Source organism: Streptomyces sp. LaBMicrA B280 (assembly GCF_049222185.1).
Lineage (GTDB): Bacteria > Actinomycetota > Actinomycetes > Streptomycetales > Streptomycetaceae > Streptomyces > Streptomyces murinus.
Genome location: NZ_JBMJCT010000017.1, coordinates 90,499 through 107,298 on the forward strand (window position 1 = coordinate 90,499; position 16,800 = coordinate 107,298).

Below are 16,800 nucleotides of genomic sequence, written 5' to 3' on the forward strand. Positions count from 1 at the left end.
GCGAGTCGGTACGGGGCGATTCGGTACGACGATTCGGTACGACGGCGAGGAGGAGCGGCACGTGAGCGACAGCAGGGCGGAGACCGTGACGGACGCCGTCGCCTCGGCGGCCGGGAGCTGGCGCAGGGCGACGGGCATCGCCGGTGCCGCGATAGGCGTCCTCGCCGCGGGCGCGGCGGCCGGGGTCGCCGTCGAGCGGATGACGGTGGGCCGCGCGGTGCGCCGCAAGGCACGTCTCGCCCTGGACTCCGCGGGGCCCTACGGCACCCTGCGCGGCACCCCGGGCAAGGCGTACGCCGATGACGGCACCGAGCTGTACTACGAGGTCGACGAGGTGGCGCCGGACGCGGGCGGGTCGCCCGCCGCGCGCCGGCTGCGGCTCTTCGGCCGCAAGGCGCCGGCCCCGGTCACCGTCGTCTTCTGCCACGGCTACTGCCTCAACCAGGACTCCTGGCACTTCCAGCGGGCGGCCCTGCGCGGGGTCGTGCGCACGGTGCACTGGGACCAGCGCAGCCACGGCCGCTCCGGGCGGGGCGTGGCACAGAGCCGGGACCGGGAGCCGCTGACCATCGATCAGCTCGGCCGCGATCTGAAGGCGGTCGTCGACGCCGCCGCGCCCGAGGGGCCGCTCGTGCTGGTCGGCCACTCGATGGGCGGGATGACCGTGATGGCGCTCGCCGCGCAGTACCCGGAGCTGATCGCGGAGCGGGTGGTCGCCACCGCGTTCGTGGGCACGTCCTCGGGGCGGCTCGGCGAGGTGAACTTCGGGCTGCCGGTGGCCGGCGTCAACGCGATACGCCGGATCCTGCCGGGGGTGCTCAGGGCGCTCGGGCAGCAGGCGGAGCTGGTGGAGAAGGGGCGCCGGGCGACGGCGGAGCTGTTCGCCGGGATCATCAAGCGGTACTCGTTCGCCGGGCGGGACATCGACCCGGCGGTGGAGCGGTTCGCCGAGCGGATGATCGAGTCCACGCCGATCGATGTGGTCGCCGAGTTCTATCCGGCCTTCACCGACCACGACAAGACGGGGGCGCTGGCCTGCTTCCGGGAGATGCCGGTGCTGGTGCTGGCGGGGGTGCAGGACCTGGTGACGCCGAGCGGGCACAGCGAGGCCATAGCCGACGAGCTGCCGGACGCCGAGCTGGTGCTGGTGCCGGACGCCGGGCATCTGGTGATGCTGGAGCACCCGGAGGTGGTCATAGACCGCCTCGCCGATCTGCTCACCCGCGCGGGGGCGGTGCCCGCAGCGGCTACCGTAAGTTCCTATGGAACGTCCAGCAGCAGCACCGTACGACCCCGCTGAGCACGACCGGGCCGAGACCCGGCTGACGATCACCTCGCCCGAGCAGATGCGCGAGCTGGGGCGGCGCCTCGCCGAGCTGCTGCGCGCCGGGGACCTGGTGATGCTGTCCGGGGAACTGGGCGCGGGCAAGACCACGCTGACCCGGGGGCTGGGGGAGGGGCTCGGGGTGCGGGGCGCGGTCACCTCGCCGACCTTCGTGATCGCCCGGGTGCATCCGTCCCTCGGCGACGGTCCGCCGCTCGTGCATGTGGACGCCTACCGGCTCGGTGGCGGTCTGGACGAGATGGAGGACCTGGACCTCGATGTCTCGCTGTCCGACTCGGTGATCGTCGTGGAATGGGGCGAGGGCAAGGTCGAGGAGCTGACCGAGGACCGGCTCCAGCTCGTCATCGACCGCGCGGTCGGCGACACCACGGACGAGGTGCGGCAGGTGACCCTCACGGGGCTCGGCGCGCGCTGGGCCGAGGCGGGCCTGGAGACCCTCACGGCCTGACCCGGCAGGGTTTTCCGACAGGCCGTCGGCAAGATGTTGCGTGGCCATCCCGGGCGTGATGACATGGTGTCCAGCCCGTAGTCAGGCATGCCTAACTACGCCGCCGCACCTCAGGAGGCGCCCATGCCCGCCCCCCGCCCCCCGAAGACCCCCGCCCCGGTCCCCATGCAGGCCCTGCTGGCGTCCTGCGCCGCCGCGGCGACCCTCTCCAGCCCCCCGCGCCCGCCGGAGCCCCGGGCCCCTCAGCAGACGGCCACCCCTCGCCGCGCCGCGTAAGCCTCCGGCGGCCGGGCCGTAGATCGCCGGAAGCGGCGCCTGCCTGCCCGCTTTCCGGCGCGGTCGGACCATCTACCGGCGGCCGGACCATCTACCGGCGGCCGGGTCGCTCCGGTGTGCCGACGCCCCGCGAGATCGTCGGCTCATAGGGTCGTCACGCCCCTCTGGCCGCGGGCTACCGGCCCCGTAAGCTCGCCGCACCTGCCGTCCGGCCCCCGAGAGGGGTGGCCCGAGCGGTCAGGGGTGGGCAACCTCTGCTGGGCGGTCACACCCGGAGTGGGCGCCGCCCTCCACGAGATTGCCGCCCGGGGCGTGGCAGCGACGCGGCAGGCGCTACCGCTCCGCGCGGGATCGCTCGGCGCCACGGAGGAGCCCCGTCCCGACAGGGCTGTCGGCCCTGCGAGAGACACCGGGTTCCCAGGACCGCCCGGCCTCCGGGTGCGTGTCCTCCGCAGGGGGTCGCCTCGCCCCCGTGCGAACGCACCGTTCCCCACAGGGGCGCCGGTCCTCGGGGGCGTGTCCTCCGCAGGGTTGTCTCACTCCCGTGAGCGCTTCGTTGCGCACAGGGGCGTCGGGCTCCAGGGCGGCGCCGCCCGGCGCTCGGGGGGCGTGTCCTCCGCACGGTTGCCTCGCCCCTCGTGAGCGCGTCGCTCTCCGCAGGGTCGCCGGTCCCAGGGTGGTCGTACCAGCAGGGCCGCCAGTCCGCCGGGGGCGTGCCCTTCATAGGGGGTTGTCTCGCTCCCGTGAGCGCTTCGTTCTCCACAGAGGCGCCGAGCCCCAGTGCCGTCGTGCCAGCAGGACCGCCCGGCCCGCGGAGGGCGTGTCCTTCGCGGGGTTGCCTTGCCCTTGTGAGTGCGTCGTTCTCCACAGGGTCGCCGGGCCCCAGGACCGCCCGGTCCCCGGGGGTGTGACCTCCGCAGGAGGTTGCCTCGCCCCTCGTGAGCACGTCGTTCCGCACAGGGGCGCCGGGCCCCAGGGTGGTCGTACCAGCAGGGCCGCCCGGCCCCCGGGCCGCCGTCCCGCAGGGCCGTCGGCTTCGAAAAGCTGCCGGTTCCCAGGGGTGGCCGCTCCGGAAAGCCGCTGGTTCCCAGGGCTGGCCGCTCCGGAAAGCCGCCGGTTCCCAGGGCGGGCCCGCTCTGGGATGTCGTCGGTTGCCGAAGGGGGCGGTGTTACCGGCGGAGCCCTCAGTGGATGACCATGATCCGTTCGCCGATCGTGGCGAATTTCCACATCGCCTCGCCGTCCGCGCGGCTCTCGCGGATGCCGCCCGTCTTGGTGCCCGCGTCGGGGGCCGGGACGGCGTCGGGGGTGGTGGGGGCGGAGAAGCCGATGGTGACGCCGTCGACCGTGGTGAAGCGGACCACGTGTTCGATGGGGATGCCGTCCGTGCCGGTGACGGCGTGGGAGCGGGAGGTGACCCAGTACGTGCCGACGGGCGGGTCCACCGTGCCGGGGCGGACGCGGAAGGTGCGCAGCGCCCGGTTGCCGGCGCCGACCAGCCAGACCCGGTCGTCGTCCACCGAGTACACCACCCGTTCACCCTTGCCGGAACCGCTCGGCAGGGCGGTCGGGTGACGCCGGTCCCGGGGTGCCTTCGTGGCCTGCCCGCCGGGTGAGCCGTTCGCCGAGGGACGGGCGCCCAGCCCCGCCGGTACCGTCGCGTACGCCTCGTAGGCCAGGAAGCCGACCACGCCGACGGCCGCCGCGGTGAGGCCGGCCACGATTCCCGAGCTGGTCCCTGCCACCTGCTTCCACCTCCGCCGTGCGCGATATGTCGTACTTCGTACAGACCGTAGCAGCCGGTGACCGTCCGCCCCGGGCGGCCGTGCGCGAGGCGCGGGCGCCGTAGGCTGTTCGCGTGCTCTTGCTCGCTCTGGATACCGCAACGCCCGCCGTCACCGTCGCCCTGCACGACGGCACGGACGTCATCGCCTCGTCGAAGCAGGTGGACGCGCGCCGACACGGGGAGCTGCTGCTGCCGGCCGTCGACCGGGTCCTCACCGAGGCCGGACTCAAGCTGGAGACGGTCACCGGGATCGTCGTCGGCACCGGACCCGGCCCCTACACCGGACTGCGCGTCGGTCTGATGACCGCCGACACCTTCGGCCTGGCGCTCGGCGTCCCCGTGTACGGCGTGTGCACCCTGGACGGCCTCGCCTACGCCGCCGACATCGAGAAGGGCCCCTTCGTCGTGGCGACCGACGCCCGGCGCAAGGAGGTCTACTGGGCGACGTACGCCGACTCCCGCACCCGGCTGACCGGCCCGGCCGTCGACCGCCCGGCCGACATCGCCGAGCAGGTCGCCGGGCTCCCGGCGGTCGGCGCGGGCGCCCTGCTCTACCCGGACACGTTCCCGCGCGCCCATGAGCCCGAGCATGTGTCCGCCGCCGCGCTGGCCGCGCTCGCCGCCGAGCGGCTGGCCGCCGGGGAGGAACTGCCCGCGCCGCGGCCGCTGTACCTGCGCCGCCCGGATGCGCAGGTCCCCAAGAACTACAAGGTGGTCACCCCGAAGTGACCGTCGAACTGCGCGAGATGCGCTGGTGGGACATCGACCAGGTGCTGGAGCTGGAGAAGGACCTGTTCCCCGAGGACGCCTGGTCCCGGGGCATGTTCTGGTCCGAGCTGGCCCACTCCCGGGGCGCCGCGGCCACCCGCCGCTATGTCACCGCCGAGGACGGCACCGGCCGGGTCGTCGGCTACGCGGGCCTCGCCGCCTCCGGCGACCTCGCCGACGTCCAGACCATCGCCGTCGCCCGCGACCTCCAGGGCTCGGGGCTCGGCGGGCGGCTGCTGACCGATCTGCTGCGGGCGGCGACCGCGTTCGAGTGCCACGAGGTGATGCTCGAAGTCCGGGTGGACAACCTCCGCGCGCAGAAGCTGTACGAGCGCTTCGGCTTCGCCCCCATCGGGTTCCGGCGCGGCTACTACCAGCCGGGGAACGTGGATGCCCTGGTGATGCGCCTGACCGACCCTTCCGCATCTGTTCAAGGAACCGAGATCAATGGCTGACGAACCCCTCGTCCTCGGCATCGAGACCTCCTGCGACGAGACCGGCGTCGGCATCGTGCGCGGCACCACCCTGCTGGCCGACGCCGTCGCCTCCAGCGTGGACGAGCACGCCCGCTTCGGCGGTGTCGTCCCCGAGGTCGCCTCCCGCGCCCATCTGGAGGCGATGGTCCCGACCATCGACCGCGCCCTGAAGGAGGCCGGGGTCAGCGCCAAGGACCTCGACGGCATCTCGGTGACCGCGGGCCCCGGTCTCGCGGGCGCCCTCCTGGTCGGCGTCTCCGCCGCCAAGGCGTACGCCTACGCCCTCGGCAAGCCCCTCTACGGCGTCAACCACCTCGCCTCCCACATCTGCGTGGACCAGCTGGAGCACGGCCCGCTGCCCGAGCCGACGATGGCGCTGCTGGTCTCCGGCGGCCACTCCTCGCTGCTGCTGTCCTCGGACATCACCTCTGACGTCCGGCCGATGGGCGCGACCATCGACGACGCGGCCGGTGAGGCCTTCGACAAGATCGCCCGCGTGCTGAACCTGGGCTTCCCCGGCGGCCCGGTCATCGACCGGTACGCCAAGGAGGGCGACCCCGCCGCGATCAGCTTCCCGCGCGGTCTGACCGGCCCGCGCGACCCCGCGTACGACTTCTCCTTCTCCGGCCTCAAGACCGCCGTGGCCCGCTGGATCGAGGCGAGGCGCGCGGCCGGTGAGGAGGTCCCGGTGCGCGATGTGGCCGCGTCCTTCCAGGAGGCCGTGGTGGACGTGCTCACCCGCAAGGCCGTGCGCGCCTGCAAGGACGAGGGTGTCGACCATCTGATGATCGGCGGCGGGGTGGCCGCCAACTCCCGGCTGCGCGTCCTCGCCCAGGAGCGCTGCGAGGCGGCCGGCATCCGGCTGCGGGTGCCGCGCCCCAAGCTGTGCACGGACAACGGCGCGATGGTGGCCGCGCTCGGCGCCGAGATGGTCGCCCGTAACCGGGCCGCCTCCAGCTGGGACCTGTCGGCCGATTCCTCCCTGCCGGTCACCGACCCGCATGTGCCGGGCAACCACGACCATGTGCACGAGGTCAGCAAGGAGAACCTGTACTCATGACGGTCGCGCTGATGTGGGAGGCGCGCGCGGCCGAGGGCCGGGGCGGGGAACTCCTCGCCTGGGCCCGTGAACAGCGGCTCGACCGGGAGCCGTCGCGCCGCGAGACCTTCCGCGCGCCGCAGGACCGGGTGCTGGTCATCACGTGGTGGGCGGAGCCGTACGACGCGACGCTGCCGGAACTCCCGGAACCGGGCCCGGAGTTGGTGACGAGGCCCGTGCACCGCTGGCGTTTCGAGGCGGTCGCGTCCGAATAGGGGCGGCTAAGTCCCCTTTGTCTCGGGCGAGTTTGCGGCCACCGCTCGCGTCGGTCTATGATCATCACACAGCGAACGGCCGGAAAGCCGGTACGAACGCAGTGCGTTGGTGGTCCAAGGAAAGACGTCCCGCTTCCTGCGGGGAGATGCAGGTGCAAGGCCTGCCCGGCGCTCCACTCACACCCCGCCTCCGGTTTCCGGAGGCGGGGTGTTTGCGTCGGGCCCGTGCGGTCAGGCCTCCGTCCCCGTCTCCGTCACCTCGCACCGCAGCCGCCGCCCCGCGCCCACCGGCCGCACCGGGCCGGTCAGCCGCAGCCGCGCCCGGTGCCGTACGTCCGTGCTCGACGCGGCCAGCCGCAGCTCCAGCTCGCCCGGCTCCACGATCCGGGTGCCCGCGCGGTCCGGGAAGGCGGAGAGGTCGGTGTGGAAGCGGAAGGTGAGGCGGCGGGACTCGCCGGGGGAGAGTTCCACCCGCCGGTAGCCGATCAGGCGGATGTCCGGGCGGGTCACCGAGGCCACCGGATCGTGCAGATACAGCTGGACGACCTCGGCGCCCGCCCGCTCACCCGTGTTGCGGACGGTGAGCGAGAGGTCGTACCCGCCGTCCGTCGGGATCTCCGCTCCGGGCCCGCTGAAGTCCTCCCAGGCGAACGCGGTGTACGAGCGGCCGTGCCCGAACGGGTACAGCGGGGTCGGGTCCAGGTTGCTGACCTCACCGGCCAGGCCGAGCGGGGGCTGGAGGTAGGTCCAGGGCTGGCCGCCGGGCCGCTGCGGCACGCTCACCGGGAGCCGCCCGGAGGGGTTCACCCGGCCGGACAGCACCCCGGCGAGCGCCGGACCGCCCTCCTCTCCCGGGAAGAACGCCTGGACGACCGCGGCGAGCCGGCCCTGCCAGCGGCCCAGCGCGTAGGGGCGGCCGGTCAGCAGCACGAGCACCACCGGGACGCCGCTCGCGACCAGCGCGTCCAGCAACTCGGCCTGGGCGCCCGGCAGTCGCAGGTCCTCCGCGTCGCAGCCCTCGCCCGAGGTGCCGCGCCCGAACAGCCCGGCCCGGTCGCCGAGGACGGCCACGCACACATCGGACTCGGCCGCCCGCGCCACCGCCTCGGCGAAATGCGAGGTGTCCGGATCGGAGACCCCGCAGCCCTCCGCGAACCCGACCTTGGCGTCCGGGAGTTCGGCCCGCAGGGCGTCGAGGACGGTCGGGATGTCGATGCCCAGCGGCACCTCGGGGTGGTGGGTGAGCACATGGGAGGGGAAGGAGTAGCAGCCCAGCATCGCCAGCGCGTCCGCCGCGCGCGGCCCGACGACCGCGATCCGCGCGTCCGGGGCCAGCGGCAGCGCCCCGCCCGGGTTGTCCAGCAGCACCACCGACTCCTCGGCGAGTCGCCGGGCCAGCGCCCGGTTGCCTGCCGAGTCCAGGTCGATCTTCTCGCCGGTCTCCGGCGCCCAGTCGGGATCCAGCAGGCCCAGCTCGCACTTCTGCAGCAGCACCCGGCGCGCGGCCCGGTCCACCAGCGCCTCGGGGATCCGCCCGTCGCGTACGGCGTCCACCAGCGGTGTGCCGTAACAGCTCAGCGTGGGCAGCTCGACGTCGATGCCCGCCTCCAGCGCGAGGTGCGCGGCCTCGGCGGGGTCACCGGCCACCCGGTGCAGCGACTGGAGGAAGCCGATGCCGAAGTAGTCGGCGACGACCGTGCCGGTGAACCCCCAGTCCTCGCGCAGCAGTCCGGTCAGCAGCCGGGGGTCGGCCGAGGCCGGGACGCCGTCCGTCTCGGTGTAGGCGGCCATCACCGAGCGGGCGCCGCCCTCGCGCAGCGCCATCTCGAACGGCGGCAGCGTCACCTCCGCCAGCTCCCGCGCGCCCGCGCGCACCGGCGCCAGATTGCGGGCGCCCGCCGAGGACGCGTACCCGGCGAAGTGCTTGAGCGTGGCGATGATCCCGGCCGACTCCAGACCCCGGACGTACGCCGTGCCGATGGTGCCGACCAGGTACGGGTCCTCGCCGATGGTCTCCTCCACCCGGCCCCAGCGCAGATCCCGCACCACGTCCAGGACGGGCGCGAGGCCCTGGTGGACACCGGCCGCGCGCAGATCCCGGCCGATGCGCCCGCCCAGCTCCTCGACGAGCGCGGGGTCGAAGGTCGCGCCCCAGGCCAGCGGCACCGGGTAGGCGGTCGCCTGCCATGCGGTGAAGCCCGCCAGGCACTCCTCGTGGGCCACGGCCGGGATGCCGAAGCGGCCGGCCCCGGCGATCCGGCGCTGGGCGCGGGCCAGTGCCTGCGCGCCCAGCGCCGGGTCCACGGGGGCGGTGCCGAAGGAGCGGGTCAGCTGGCCGAGGCCGAGGGTGATCAGCTCGTCCCAGTCGTGGTCCGCGGTCATCTCGCGCTGGAGCGGGGCGACCCCGTCGCCGTCCGTGGCCGCGCCCACCCAGACGCCGTACAGCTGGGCGGTCTTCTCCTCCAGGGTCATCCGGGCCAGGAGGTCGTCGACGCGGACGGCGGTGGGCAGGGCGGGGTCGCGCCAGGGGGCGCCGGGCGCGGTGCCGGGGGTGGTGCTCATGAAACTCCTGTCGAGAAGGGGGCGCGGGCGGCGGTCACTTGCCGCCCACACCCATCAGGCCGCCCACCAGGGCGCGGCGGGCCACCAGATACACGGCGAAGATCGGAATGCCGGAGAGGACGACCGAGGCGAGCAGGGCGGGGATGTCCACACCGAACTGGCTCACGTAGTTGAACAGTCCGAGGGTCAGCACGCGCGGCCCCTCGGACTGGGTGAAGATCAGCGGGAAGAGGAAGCCGTTCCACGCCTGGAGCGCCGAGTAGATCCCGACGGTGCTGATACCGCCCTTGGACATCGGGATGACCAGCTGGAACAGCATCCGCAGCGGCGAGGCGCCGTCCAGGGCCATCGCCTCGTACACCTCCTCGGAGATGTCCCGGAGGGAGCCGGTGAGCACCAGGATGGCCACCGGCATGGCGAACGCGGCCGTCGGCAGGATGATCGCGAGCAGGCTGTCGTAGAGGTTCAGCTTGGCGATCATCAGATACAGCGGTACGACGACGGCCTGCGCCGGGATGGCGACGCCGAGCAGGAACAGCCGGAAGGCGGCCCCGGACCAGAAGCCCCGGGTGCGTACGGCCACATAGGCGAGCGGCACGCACAGCACCAGCACGATCGCCACGACGGCCACCGCCGCCAGCACGGTGTTCCACAGATAGTGGAAGAACCCGTTGTGCAGCACGGTGCCGTAGTTGGCCAGCGTCGGATGGGCGGGCGGCTTCAGGGCGTTGTTGCCCAGCGCCTCGTCCCGCGGGGTGAGCGAGGCCGTGATCATCGCGTAGACCGGCACGATGACGACGACCAGCCAGACGACCGAGCCGAGACCGGCCAGCGGGTCGGGCCGCCGGGTCCAGTGCCGGCGGCGGCGCCCGCCCGGCCGGGCCGCGGGCGCGGCGCCGGTCTTCACGGGGTGGGGCAGCGTGTCGTGTGACATCTCGTCACATTCCTTCCCGGGTACTGCGCATCGTGCCGAAGCCGGACAGCCGCACCAGCAGCAGCGACAGCGCGGTCGCGGCCACCACCAGGAAGGAGGCGATGGCGCTGGCGTAGCCGAAGTCGTAGCTCTTGAAACCGGCCTCGTACATCAGGTACGGCAGGATCGCCGTGTCGGTGCCGGGGCCGCCCTGGGTGAGGATCAGGACGGTCTCGAAGTAGGTGAGCGAGCCGACGACCATCAGCACGCCGGAGGTGGTCGCCGTGTTGCGCAGCTGGGGCAGCGTGATGGAGAAGAACTGGCGGTAGCGGCCCGCGCCGTCGATGGCCGCGGCCTGGTAGAGGACCTCGGGGATCTGCCGGGCCCCGCCCTGGTAGATCAGGGTGTGGAAGGGGATGAACTGCCAGCCGCCGACGAACACGATGGCGAGGAAGGCCCCGTCGGTGGAGCCGAGGGTGTCGCCGCGGATGATCCCGAAGTTGGGGTCGAGCAGGGCGTAGAACAGCAGCGAGATCGCCGTCGAGGACAGCAGGAACGGCACGAAGAAGATCGCCGACAGGATCGCGCGGTTGCGCTGGCGGCCCGCCGCCCAGACGCCGAGCAGGATCGAGACGACCGTCTGGAAGGCCCAGCTGACGACCGTGAGCAGCACGGTGACGGTGAGGGACTGGGTGAGCCGGTCGTCCGCGAACAGCTTGCGCCAGTTGGCGAGTCCGGCGGGCCGCGGGTCGCCGAGGCCGTTCCACTCGGTGAAGGACAGGCAGAAGGCCAGCACCATCGGGACGGCGGCGAAGAACAGGAAGAACAGGACGCCGGGCAGCGCCAGGGCGGCGTGCGGGCGGCCCGCGTCCGCCCCGGTGCCCCGGCGGGGGCGGATCGGAAGAGCACACGAGGCGCGCGCCCTGGAGGACGTGCGCCGGGAGATCGACGCGGTGCTGACCGTGCGCCAGGACGCGGAGGCCCGGCTGATCCGGCTGCGGGACGTCCTCTCGCGCGCCGCCCTTGGTGGTGCCGACGCTCACTTCAGCCCCTGGAGCGCCGAGACGAACTGGCTCGGCGAGGACTTGCCGACGAACAGCTTGTTGACCTCGGTGAGCATCGGCGTCGACACGTTCGGGTCGACCGCCTGGTCCCAGCTCAGCGTGAACGCCGGGGCGTCCTGCACCATCTTGTACTGGAACGTGGCGAACTCCGGGTTCGGCGAGGCGGCGAGCAGGCTCTCGGCGTTGGTCGTGGTCGGGATGTCACCGTTGGCGATCAGCGCCTTTGCGTACGTCTCGGAGGCGCAGTCGCGCAGGAAGGCGAGCGCCGCGTCCTTGTTGGACGTACGGGCGTTGATCGACCAGTAGTTGGTGGGGTTGCCGACGACATTGCGGATGTCGCCCGCGCCGCCGTCGACGGTCGGGAACGCGGTCCAGCCGAGGCTCTTGCGGGCGAAGTCCGGGAACTTGCCGAGCTGGGTGGAGTACTCCCACGAGCCCATCAGATGCATCGCGGCCTTGCCCTTGGCGAACACGGCCGGGGCGCCGCCGTTGGTGTAGGCGACCGAGTTGAAGCCCTTGCCGAAGGCGCCGTCGTCGATGAGCTGCTTGACCGTCTGGGCGGCCTTCAGGACGGCCGGGTCGCCCCAGCCGGAGGCGTCGCCGTTCTTGATCCGGTCGAAGACCTGGGGCCCGCCGATCCGGTCGACCAGGTACTCCAGCCACATCAGCTCGGGCCAGATGTCCGCGCCGCCGAGCGTGAACGGGGTGATCCCGGCCTTCTTCAGCTTGGTGTTGATGTCCAGCAACTGGTCCCAGGTGGTGGGCGGCTGGAGCTTCCGCTCGGCGAAGAGGGACTTGTTGTAGAAGAGGATCACGGGCTGCATGCCGCGCATGGGGATGCCGTAGTTGTGTCCGCCGATGCCGCCGGCCGTGATCACCGAGGGCAGGAAGCCGCTCTTGAGGACCGGGTCGGAGGCGATGGTGTCGGTGAGGTCCACCAGCTGCTTGGCGTCGCGGTACGCCTTGATCGAGCCGCCGCCCCAGTTGAAGAAGATGTCGGGCGCGTTGGGGGAGCCCATCGCGGTGCGCAGCTTCGCCGGGTACTCGGAACCGGGCACCTTCTCCAGCTTGATCCTGCCCTTGGCCTTCTTCGCGGCGGCCGAGGAGTTGAACCGGTCGATCGCCGCGACCTGGATCTTGGCCGCGTCGTCGCCGTACACGAACGCGGTCAGGGCCCCGCCGCCGCCCGACCCCCCGGAGGAGCCGCAGGCCGTGAGTCCGGCGGTGCCGGCGGCGACGAGTGTGGTGGCACCGGCGCCGAGCACCCAGCGCCTGCTGAACGTGCGCCCGCCGTTGGACGTGGTGGACTCCATGACCCTGGCCCTCGCAATGTTTCGAGTGGGGTTCCGAATGTTCCGGGAACGTATGGCGGAACAAGGGCTTCGTCAAGGGGTCGCGCAGGGATTACGATCGCGGGCATGAAGCCTGGGAAGTCCGTGGAAACGCAGACCGCGACGCTCGCGGAGATCGCCCGCGAGGCCGGGGTGTCCGCTCCGACTGTTTCGAAGGTCCTCAACGGCAGAGCCGATGTCGCGGCCTCGACGCGCACCCGCGTCGAGGAGCTGCTGCGCGCCCACGGCTACCGGCGCAGGCGCGCCGAGGCCTCCCGCTCACCCCTGATCGACCTGGTCTTCCACGAGCTGGAGAGCGCCTGGGCGATGGAGGTCATCCGGGGCGTGGAGAACGTGGCGCAGTCGGCGGGGCTCAGCGTGGTGCTGTCCGAGTCCGCCGGGCGGCTCACCCCCGGCCGCTCCTGGGCCGACCAGGTCGCCGCCCGCCGCCCGCACGGCGTGGTCCTCGTCCTGTCCGAGCTGGACGGCGCCCAGCAGGCGCTGCTGACCAGCAGGTCCATCCCGTTCGTGGTGGTCGACCCGGCCGGCGACCCGGGCCCGGACGTGCCGTCCATCGGCGCCACCAACTGGCAGGGCGGGCTCGCGGCCACCCGGCATCTGGTGGAGCTGGGCCACACCCGGATCGGCGCGATCAGCGGCCCGTCCCGGATGATGTGCAGCCGCGCCCGCATCGACGGCTACCGCGCCGCCCTGGAGACGGCCGGGCTGCCCGTCGACCCCTCGCTGATCGTGGCCGGGGACTTCCACCACGACGCCGGCTACCGCCTGGGCCTGGAGCTGCTGCGCCGCCCGGACCGGCCGACCGCGGTCTTCGCGGGCAACGACCTCCAGGCCGTGGGCCTGTACGAGGCCGCGCGCGAGCTGGGGCTGCGCATCCCGGAGGACCTCAGCGTGGTCGGCTTCGACGATCTGCCGGTGGCCCGCTGGGTGGGCCCCCCGCTGACGACCGTGCGGCAGCCGCTGACCGAGATGGCCGAGGCCGCGGCCCGCCTGGTGCTCGAACTGGGCAGCGCGCACGAGGAACGCGCCGCCACCCGGCTGGAGCTGGCGACCAGCCTGGTGGTGCGTTCCAGCACGGCGGAGGTGCGGGGGAGCGGCGCGTGATCGAAACTTTCGAGGGAGTGTCCGCCGACCGCCGCCGATGAGAATTCCGGAAGAAAACCCCTCCGAGCGGCTTCCGCTAACAGTCCCCTAATAATTCGGACTTACGTTCCTGCCGTGACGCGACACGAGGAGCACGGCCGGCGTTCGAGAGTGCTGCGGATCGCCGGACTCACCCTGGCGGCGGCCCTGGTGCTGGGGGTGGCCACGGCCGGCTATGCGTACTGGCATCTGGACCACAACATCAAGGGCGTCGACATCGACAGCGCGCTCGGCGACGACCGCCCCGCGCACGCGATGATCGCGCCCTCCCCGAGCACCCCCACGGCCGCGGCCGCCCCGCTGCCGGCCGGGTCGCTCAACATCCTGGTGCTGGGCTCGGACTCGCGCAGCGGCAAGGCCGACAAGGAGCTGGGCGGCGGCGACAGTTCGGGCGCCCGCTCGGACACCGCGATGGTGGTGCACCTCGACGCGGGCCGCACCCGCGCCACCGTGGTCAGCATCCCGCGCGACACCCTCGTCACCCGCCCCTCCTGCCCGCTGCCCGGCGGGGGTTCGACGGCGGTGGCGTACGGCTCGATGTTCAACAGCGCCTTCTCGGCGGGCGGTCCGGTGTGCGCGGTCAAGACGGTCGAGTCGATCACCGGGGTGCGCATGGACCACTTCGTCGAGATCGACTTCTCCGGCTTCGCCAAGCTGGTCGACGCGCTCGGCGGGGTCGATGTCACCACGACCCAGAACATCGACGACGACAAGAGCCATCTCCGTCTGGCGGCCGGCCCCCATCACCTCGACGGCAAGCAGGCGTTGGCCCTCGCCCGCACCCGGCACGGCATCGGCGACGGCAGCGACCTCGGCCGCATAGGACTCCAACAGCTGCTGGTGAAGGCCCTGTTGGAGCGGATATCCGGCACGAACCTGCTCACCGACCCGGCCGAGCTGTACACGGTCGCCGACGCGGTCACCAAGAGCCTCACCACCGACACCGGACTCGACTCCCTCACCGAGCTGACCGAGTTGGGCAAGAGCCTGAAGGGGCTGAGCGCGGACCGGGTGAAGACCGTGATGATGCCGGTCGTCACGGCGCCCTCGGACCCCAACCGGGTGATCGCGAAGGAGCCGGACGCCGAGAACCTGTGGGCGACCCTGCGCTGACCGGCCGGTCAGGGGCTCTCGGGCGGCCGTGCGGGCCCGCCGACCAGCATCGTCGGCGCCCCCGCGACCCGGGTGAGGAACACGGTCGCCGCGTTCGGGCCCTGCGGCTTGACCTTGCGGCGCAGCTCCTCCGGCTCGACCGCCGACCCGCGCTTCTTCACGGTCAGCGTCCCGACCTGGCGCTCGCGCAGCAGGGCCTTCAACTTCTTCAGGTTGAAGGGCAGTTGGTCGGTGATCTCGTAGGGGGTGGCGTACGGGGTCGGGTGCAGCTCGTCGGCGGTGATGTACGCGATGGTCGCGTCGAGCAGCCCGCCGCCGACCTCCGCGGCCACCTCGGCGACCAGATGCGCGCGGATCACGGCGCCGTCCGGCTCGTACAAGTACCGCCCCACCGGCCGCACCTCGGGATCGGGCAGGCCCCGTCCGAGCAGGGTGCGCGGGCCGGGCAGCAGGGTGGCGCGCACCGCGCCCGGCGTCCCGGTCCCGAACCAGAGCACCGCCTCCTTCACATCGCCGCCGTCCGAGATCCACTCCGCCTCGGCCTCCGGCGGCACCGCCTCGTGCGGGATGCCGGGCGCGATCTTCAGCGCGGCCTGCGGGGCCCGGCGGGCGGCCTCCACGGCCCAGGACAGCGGCGGCGAGTACGCCTCGGGGTCGAAGATCCTCCCGCGCCCGCCCCGCCTGGCCGGATCCACGAACACGGCGTCGTACCCGGCGGTGTCCACCTCCGTGACATCGGCCTCCCGCACCTCCATCAGGCCGGTGAGCCCCAGCGCCTCGGCGTTCGCCCGCGCCACGGCCGCCGTCAGCGGGTCCCGGTCCACCGCGAGCACCCGGATCCCGGCCCGCGCCAGTGCGATGGCGTCCCCGCCGATCCCGCAGCACAGGTCCGCCACCGAGGTCACCCCGAGATCGGTCAGCCGCCGCGCCCGGTACGCCGCCACGCTCGCCCGCGTCGACTGCTCGACCCCGTTCGGCGTGAAGAACATCCGCTCCGCGTCCGCCGCCGCGAACTTGGCCGCCGCGCGCTGCCGCAGCCGGGCCTGGCCGAGCGCGGCCGACACCAGGTCGGCGGGGTGGTCGCGGCGCAGCCGGGTGGCGACGGCGAGTTCATCGGCCGGGGCGGTGCCGCGGACCTCTTCGAGGAGGGCCCGGCCTTCGGGGGTGAGGAGAGGAGCGAGGTCGTTCACCGGGTCATTGTGGGCCAGTCGGTGGATGGTGCGCGTCAGGGCGGCGTTGTCGCCCGGGGAGCGGGGGTGGGGCCTGCGAAGATCCAGCACCATGCGACTAGTAGTACAAAATGACAAAAGTCGGGCGCGGGTCGCCCTCGGCTGTGCCGCCGCCGTCCTCGCCTCGACCGCCCTCGTCACCGGCTGCTCCGGCTCCGGTTCCGGCGCCGACCCGGGCACCGCCCGCCCGGCGGCGGGCCGGGGCGCGACCGGCGGGGCGCGACCGGGCACGCCGCGCCCGACCCGCGCGCCGCCCAGGCCGCCGAACACACCCGCATGGTCGCCGCCGCGAAACGCTGGGGCCTGGACGAGGTCCCGATCGCGCCCCCGGCGCCGCCCAAGGTGAAGCCCCGCATCACCGCGCGCGCCGGCTTCGAGGTGGACCACCAGGAGGACTGGGGCCTGCCGCCGGTCTTCACCACGGTCCCGACCCGGAACAAGGTCGTCTTCCTCACCATCGACGACGGCTCGGAGAAGGACCCCCGCTTCCTCCAGATGATGCGGGACCTGAAGATCCCGTACACCGCCTTCCTCAGCAACTACCTGGTCAAGGACGACTACGGCTACTTCCGCAAGGCGCAGTCCTACGGCAACACCCTGAACAACCACACCCTCACCCACCCCTATCTGCCGGGGCTGTCCTACGAGGAGCAGAAGCACGAGATCTGCGACATGCAGGACATCATGCAGAAGCAGTTCGGCAGACGCCCGACCGTCCTGCGCCCGCCCTACGGCAACTACAACCAGGACACCCTGGTCGCCGCCAAGTCCTGCGGCATCAAGTACGCCCCGATCTGGAACGAGGAGGTGTACGTCGACCACTGGGAGTTCCGCGAGGACGACCAGCGGCTGCGCCGGGGCGACATCGTCCTCACCCACTTCCGCGGCCGCAGCGACTGGGACGGCACGATGGTCGACGACATGCGCCGCTTCCTGAACAAGGTGACGCGCGAGGGGTACGCGGTGGCCCGCCTGGAGGACTACCTGTGAACCGCCCGCCCCGGGCACGGG

At 72.7% G+C, this 16,800-nt stretch carries 15 protein-coding genes and 1 pseudogene; 10 read left to right on the plus strand and 6 right to left on the minus strand.

Features of this window, described 5'->3' with window-relative positions; translation table 11 throughout:
- Positions 1-61: 61 nt before the first annotated feature.
- From ACLF5H_RS17265 to ACLF5H_RS17275, 3 genes are all read left to right on the plus strand, one after another.
- Positions 62-1,300: an alpha/beta fold hydrolase gene (locus ACLF5H_RS17265; protein ID WP_421676922.1), complete on the plus strand. Its 1,239-nt coding sequence runs from the start codon at positions 62-64 to the stop codon at positions 1,298-1,300.
- The gene (gene tsaE / locus ACLF5H_RS17270) at positions 1,263-1,793 is read left to right on the plus strand and encodes a tRNA (adenosine(37)-N6)-threonylcarbamoyltransferase complex ATPase subunit type 1 TsaE (RefSeq protein WP_421676923.1); all 531 of its coding nucleotides are present in this window, start codon (positions 1,263-1,265) and stop codon (positions 1,791-1,793) included. The genes ACLF5H_RS17265 and tsaE overlap by 38 nt, the downstream gene beginning before the upstream one ends.
- Before the next feature lie 123 nt (positions 1,794-1,916).
- Positions 1,917-2,069, plus strand: a complete 153-nt coding sequence (locus ACLF5H_RS17275; protein WP_421676924.1) for a hypothetical protein — start codon at positions 1,917-1,919, stop codon at positions 2,067-2,069.
- 1,184 nt (positions 2,070-3,253) lie between these two features.
- Here the strand turns inward: ACLF5H_RS17275 and ACLF5H_RS17280 are convergent.
- On the minus strand, positions 3,254-3,814 hold the full coding sequence (locus tag ACLF5H_RS17280) for a hypothetical protein (protein WP_421676925.1): 561 nt from the start codon (positions 3,812-3,814) through the stop codon (positions 3,254-3,256).
- Between the two features lie 113 nt (positions 3,815-3,927).
- Between ACLF5H_RS17280 and tsaB the strand changes: the two genes are divergently transcribed.
- The 4 genes from tsaB to ACLF5H_RS17300 are packed head-to-tail and all read left to right on the plus strand — an operon-like array spanning position 3,928 to position 6,413.
- Positions 3,928-4,584 (plus strand): tRNA (adenosine(37)-N6)-threonylcarbamoyltransferase complex dimerization subunit type 1 TsaB, encoded by a 657-nt coding sequence (gene tsaB / locus ACLF5H_RS17285; RefSeq protein ID WP_085566138.1) that lies wholly within the window; start codon positions 3,928-3,930, stop codon positions 4,582-4,584.
- A 17-nt stretch (positions 4,585-4,601) separates the two neighbouring features.
- Positions 4,602-5,078: a ribosomal protein S18-alanine N-acetyltransferase gene (rimI, locus tag ACLF5H_RS17290; RefSeq protein WP_421676946.1), complete on the plus strand. Its 477-nt coding sequence runs from the start codon at positions 4,602-4,604 to the stop codon at positions 5,076-5,078.
- Entirely contained in the window at positions 5,071-6,159 is a 1,089-nt protein-coding gene (gene tsaD, locus ACLF5H_RS17295) for a tRNA (adenosine(37)-N6)-threonylcarbamoyltransferase complex transferase subunit TsaD (RefSeq protein ID WP_421676926.1), read from the plus strand. The genes rimI and tsaD overlap by 8 nt, the downstream gene beginning before the upstream one ends.
- Positions 6,156-6,413, plus strand: a complete 258-nt coding sequence (locus ACLF5H_RS17300) for a hypothetical protein (protein WP_421676927.1) — start codon at positions 6,156-6,158, stop codon at positions 6,411-6,413. The genes tsaD and ACLF5H_RS17300 overlap by 4 nt, the downstream gene beginning before the upstream one ends.
- 231 nt (positions 6,414-6,644) lie before the next feature.
- On the opposite strand, the gene ACLF5H_RS17305 is transcribed toward ACLF5H_RS17300, so the two are convergent.
- The 4 genes from ACLF5H_RS17305 to ACLF5H_RS17320 all read right to left on the minus strand — a co-directional run bounded on the left by ACLF5H_RS17305 (position 6,645) and on the right by ACLF5H_RS17320 (position 12,265).
- Positions 6,645-8,975 (minus strand): glycoside hydrolase family 3 N-terminal domain-containing protein, encoded by a 2,331-nt coding sequence (locus tag ACLF5H_RS17305; protein ID WP_421676928.1) that lies wholly within the window; start codon positions 8,973-8,975, stop codon positions 6,645-6,647.
- Between the two features lie 34 nt (positions 8,976-9,009).
- Positions 9,010-9,909 carry a carbohydrate ABC transporter permease gene (locus tag ACLF5H_RS17310; protein WP_421676929.1) on the minus strand — a complete coding sequence of 300 codons (900 nt, stop codon included), beginning with the start codon at positions 9,907-9,909 and terminating at the stop codon, positions 9,010-9,012.
- Between the two features lie 4 nt (positions 9,910-9,913).
- Positions 9,914-10,687: a carbohydrate ABC transporter permease gene (locus tag ACLF5H_RS17315; RefSeq protein ID WP_421676930.1), complete on the minus strand. Its 774-nt coding sequence runs from the start codon at positions 10,685-10,687 to the stop codon at positions 9,914-9,916.
- A gap of 240 nt (positions 10,688-10,927) precedes the next feature.
- Positions 10,928-12,265, minus strand: a complete 1,338-nt coding sequence (locus ACLF5H_RS17320; RefSeq protein ID WP_421676931.1) for an ABC transporter substrate-binding protein — start codon at positions 12,263-12,265, stop codon at positions 10,928-10,930.
- Between the two features lie 105 nt (positions 12,266-12,370).
- Between ACLF5H_RS17320 and ACLF5H_RS17325 the strand changes: the two genes are divergently transcribed.
- On the plus strand, positions 12,371-13,408 hold the full coding sequence (locus tag ACLF5H_RS17325; protein WP_421676932.1) for a LacI family DNA-binding transcriptional regulator: 1,038 nt from the start codon (positions 12,371-12,373) through the stop codon (positions 13,406-13,408).
- A gap of 150 nt (positions 13,409-13,558) precedes the next feature.
- Positions 13,559-14,560, plus strand: a complete 1,002-nt coding sequence (locus ACLF5H_RS17330) for an LCP family protein (RefSeq protein WP_421676947.1) — start codon at positions 13,559-13,561, stop codon at positions 14,558-14,560.
- Between the two features lie 8 nt (positions 14,561-14,568).
- On the opposite strand, the gene ACLF5H_RS17335 is transcribed toward ACLF5H_RS17330, so the two are convergent.
- Entirely contained in the window at positions 14,569-15,750 is a 1,182-nt protein-coding gene (locus ACLF5H_RS17335; RefSeq protein ID WP_421676948.1) for a THUMP-like domain-containing protein, read from the minus strand.
- A 91-nt stretch (positions 15,751-15,841) separates the two neighbouring features.
- Here ACLF5H_RS17335 and ACLF5H_RS17340 point away from each other — a divergent pair.
- Positions 15,842-16,779 (plus strand): annotated as a pseudogene (locus ACLF5H_RS17340) (polysaccharide deacetylase family protein).
- Positions 16,780-16,800: the final 21 nt, after the last annotated feature.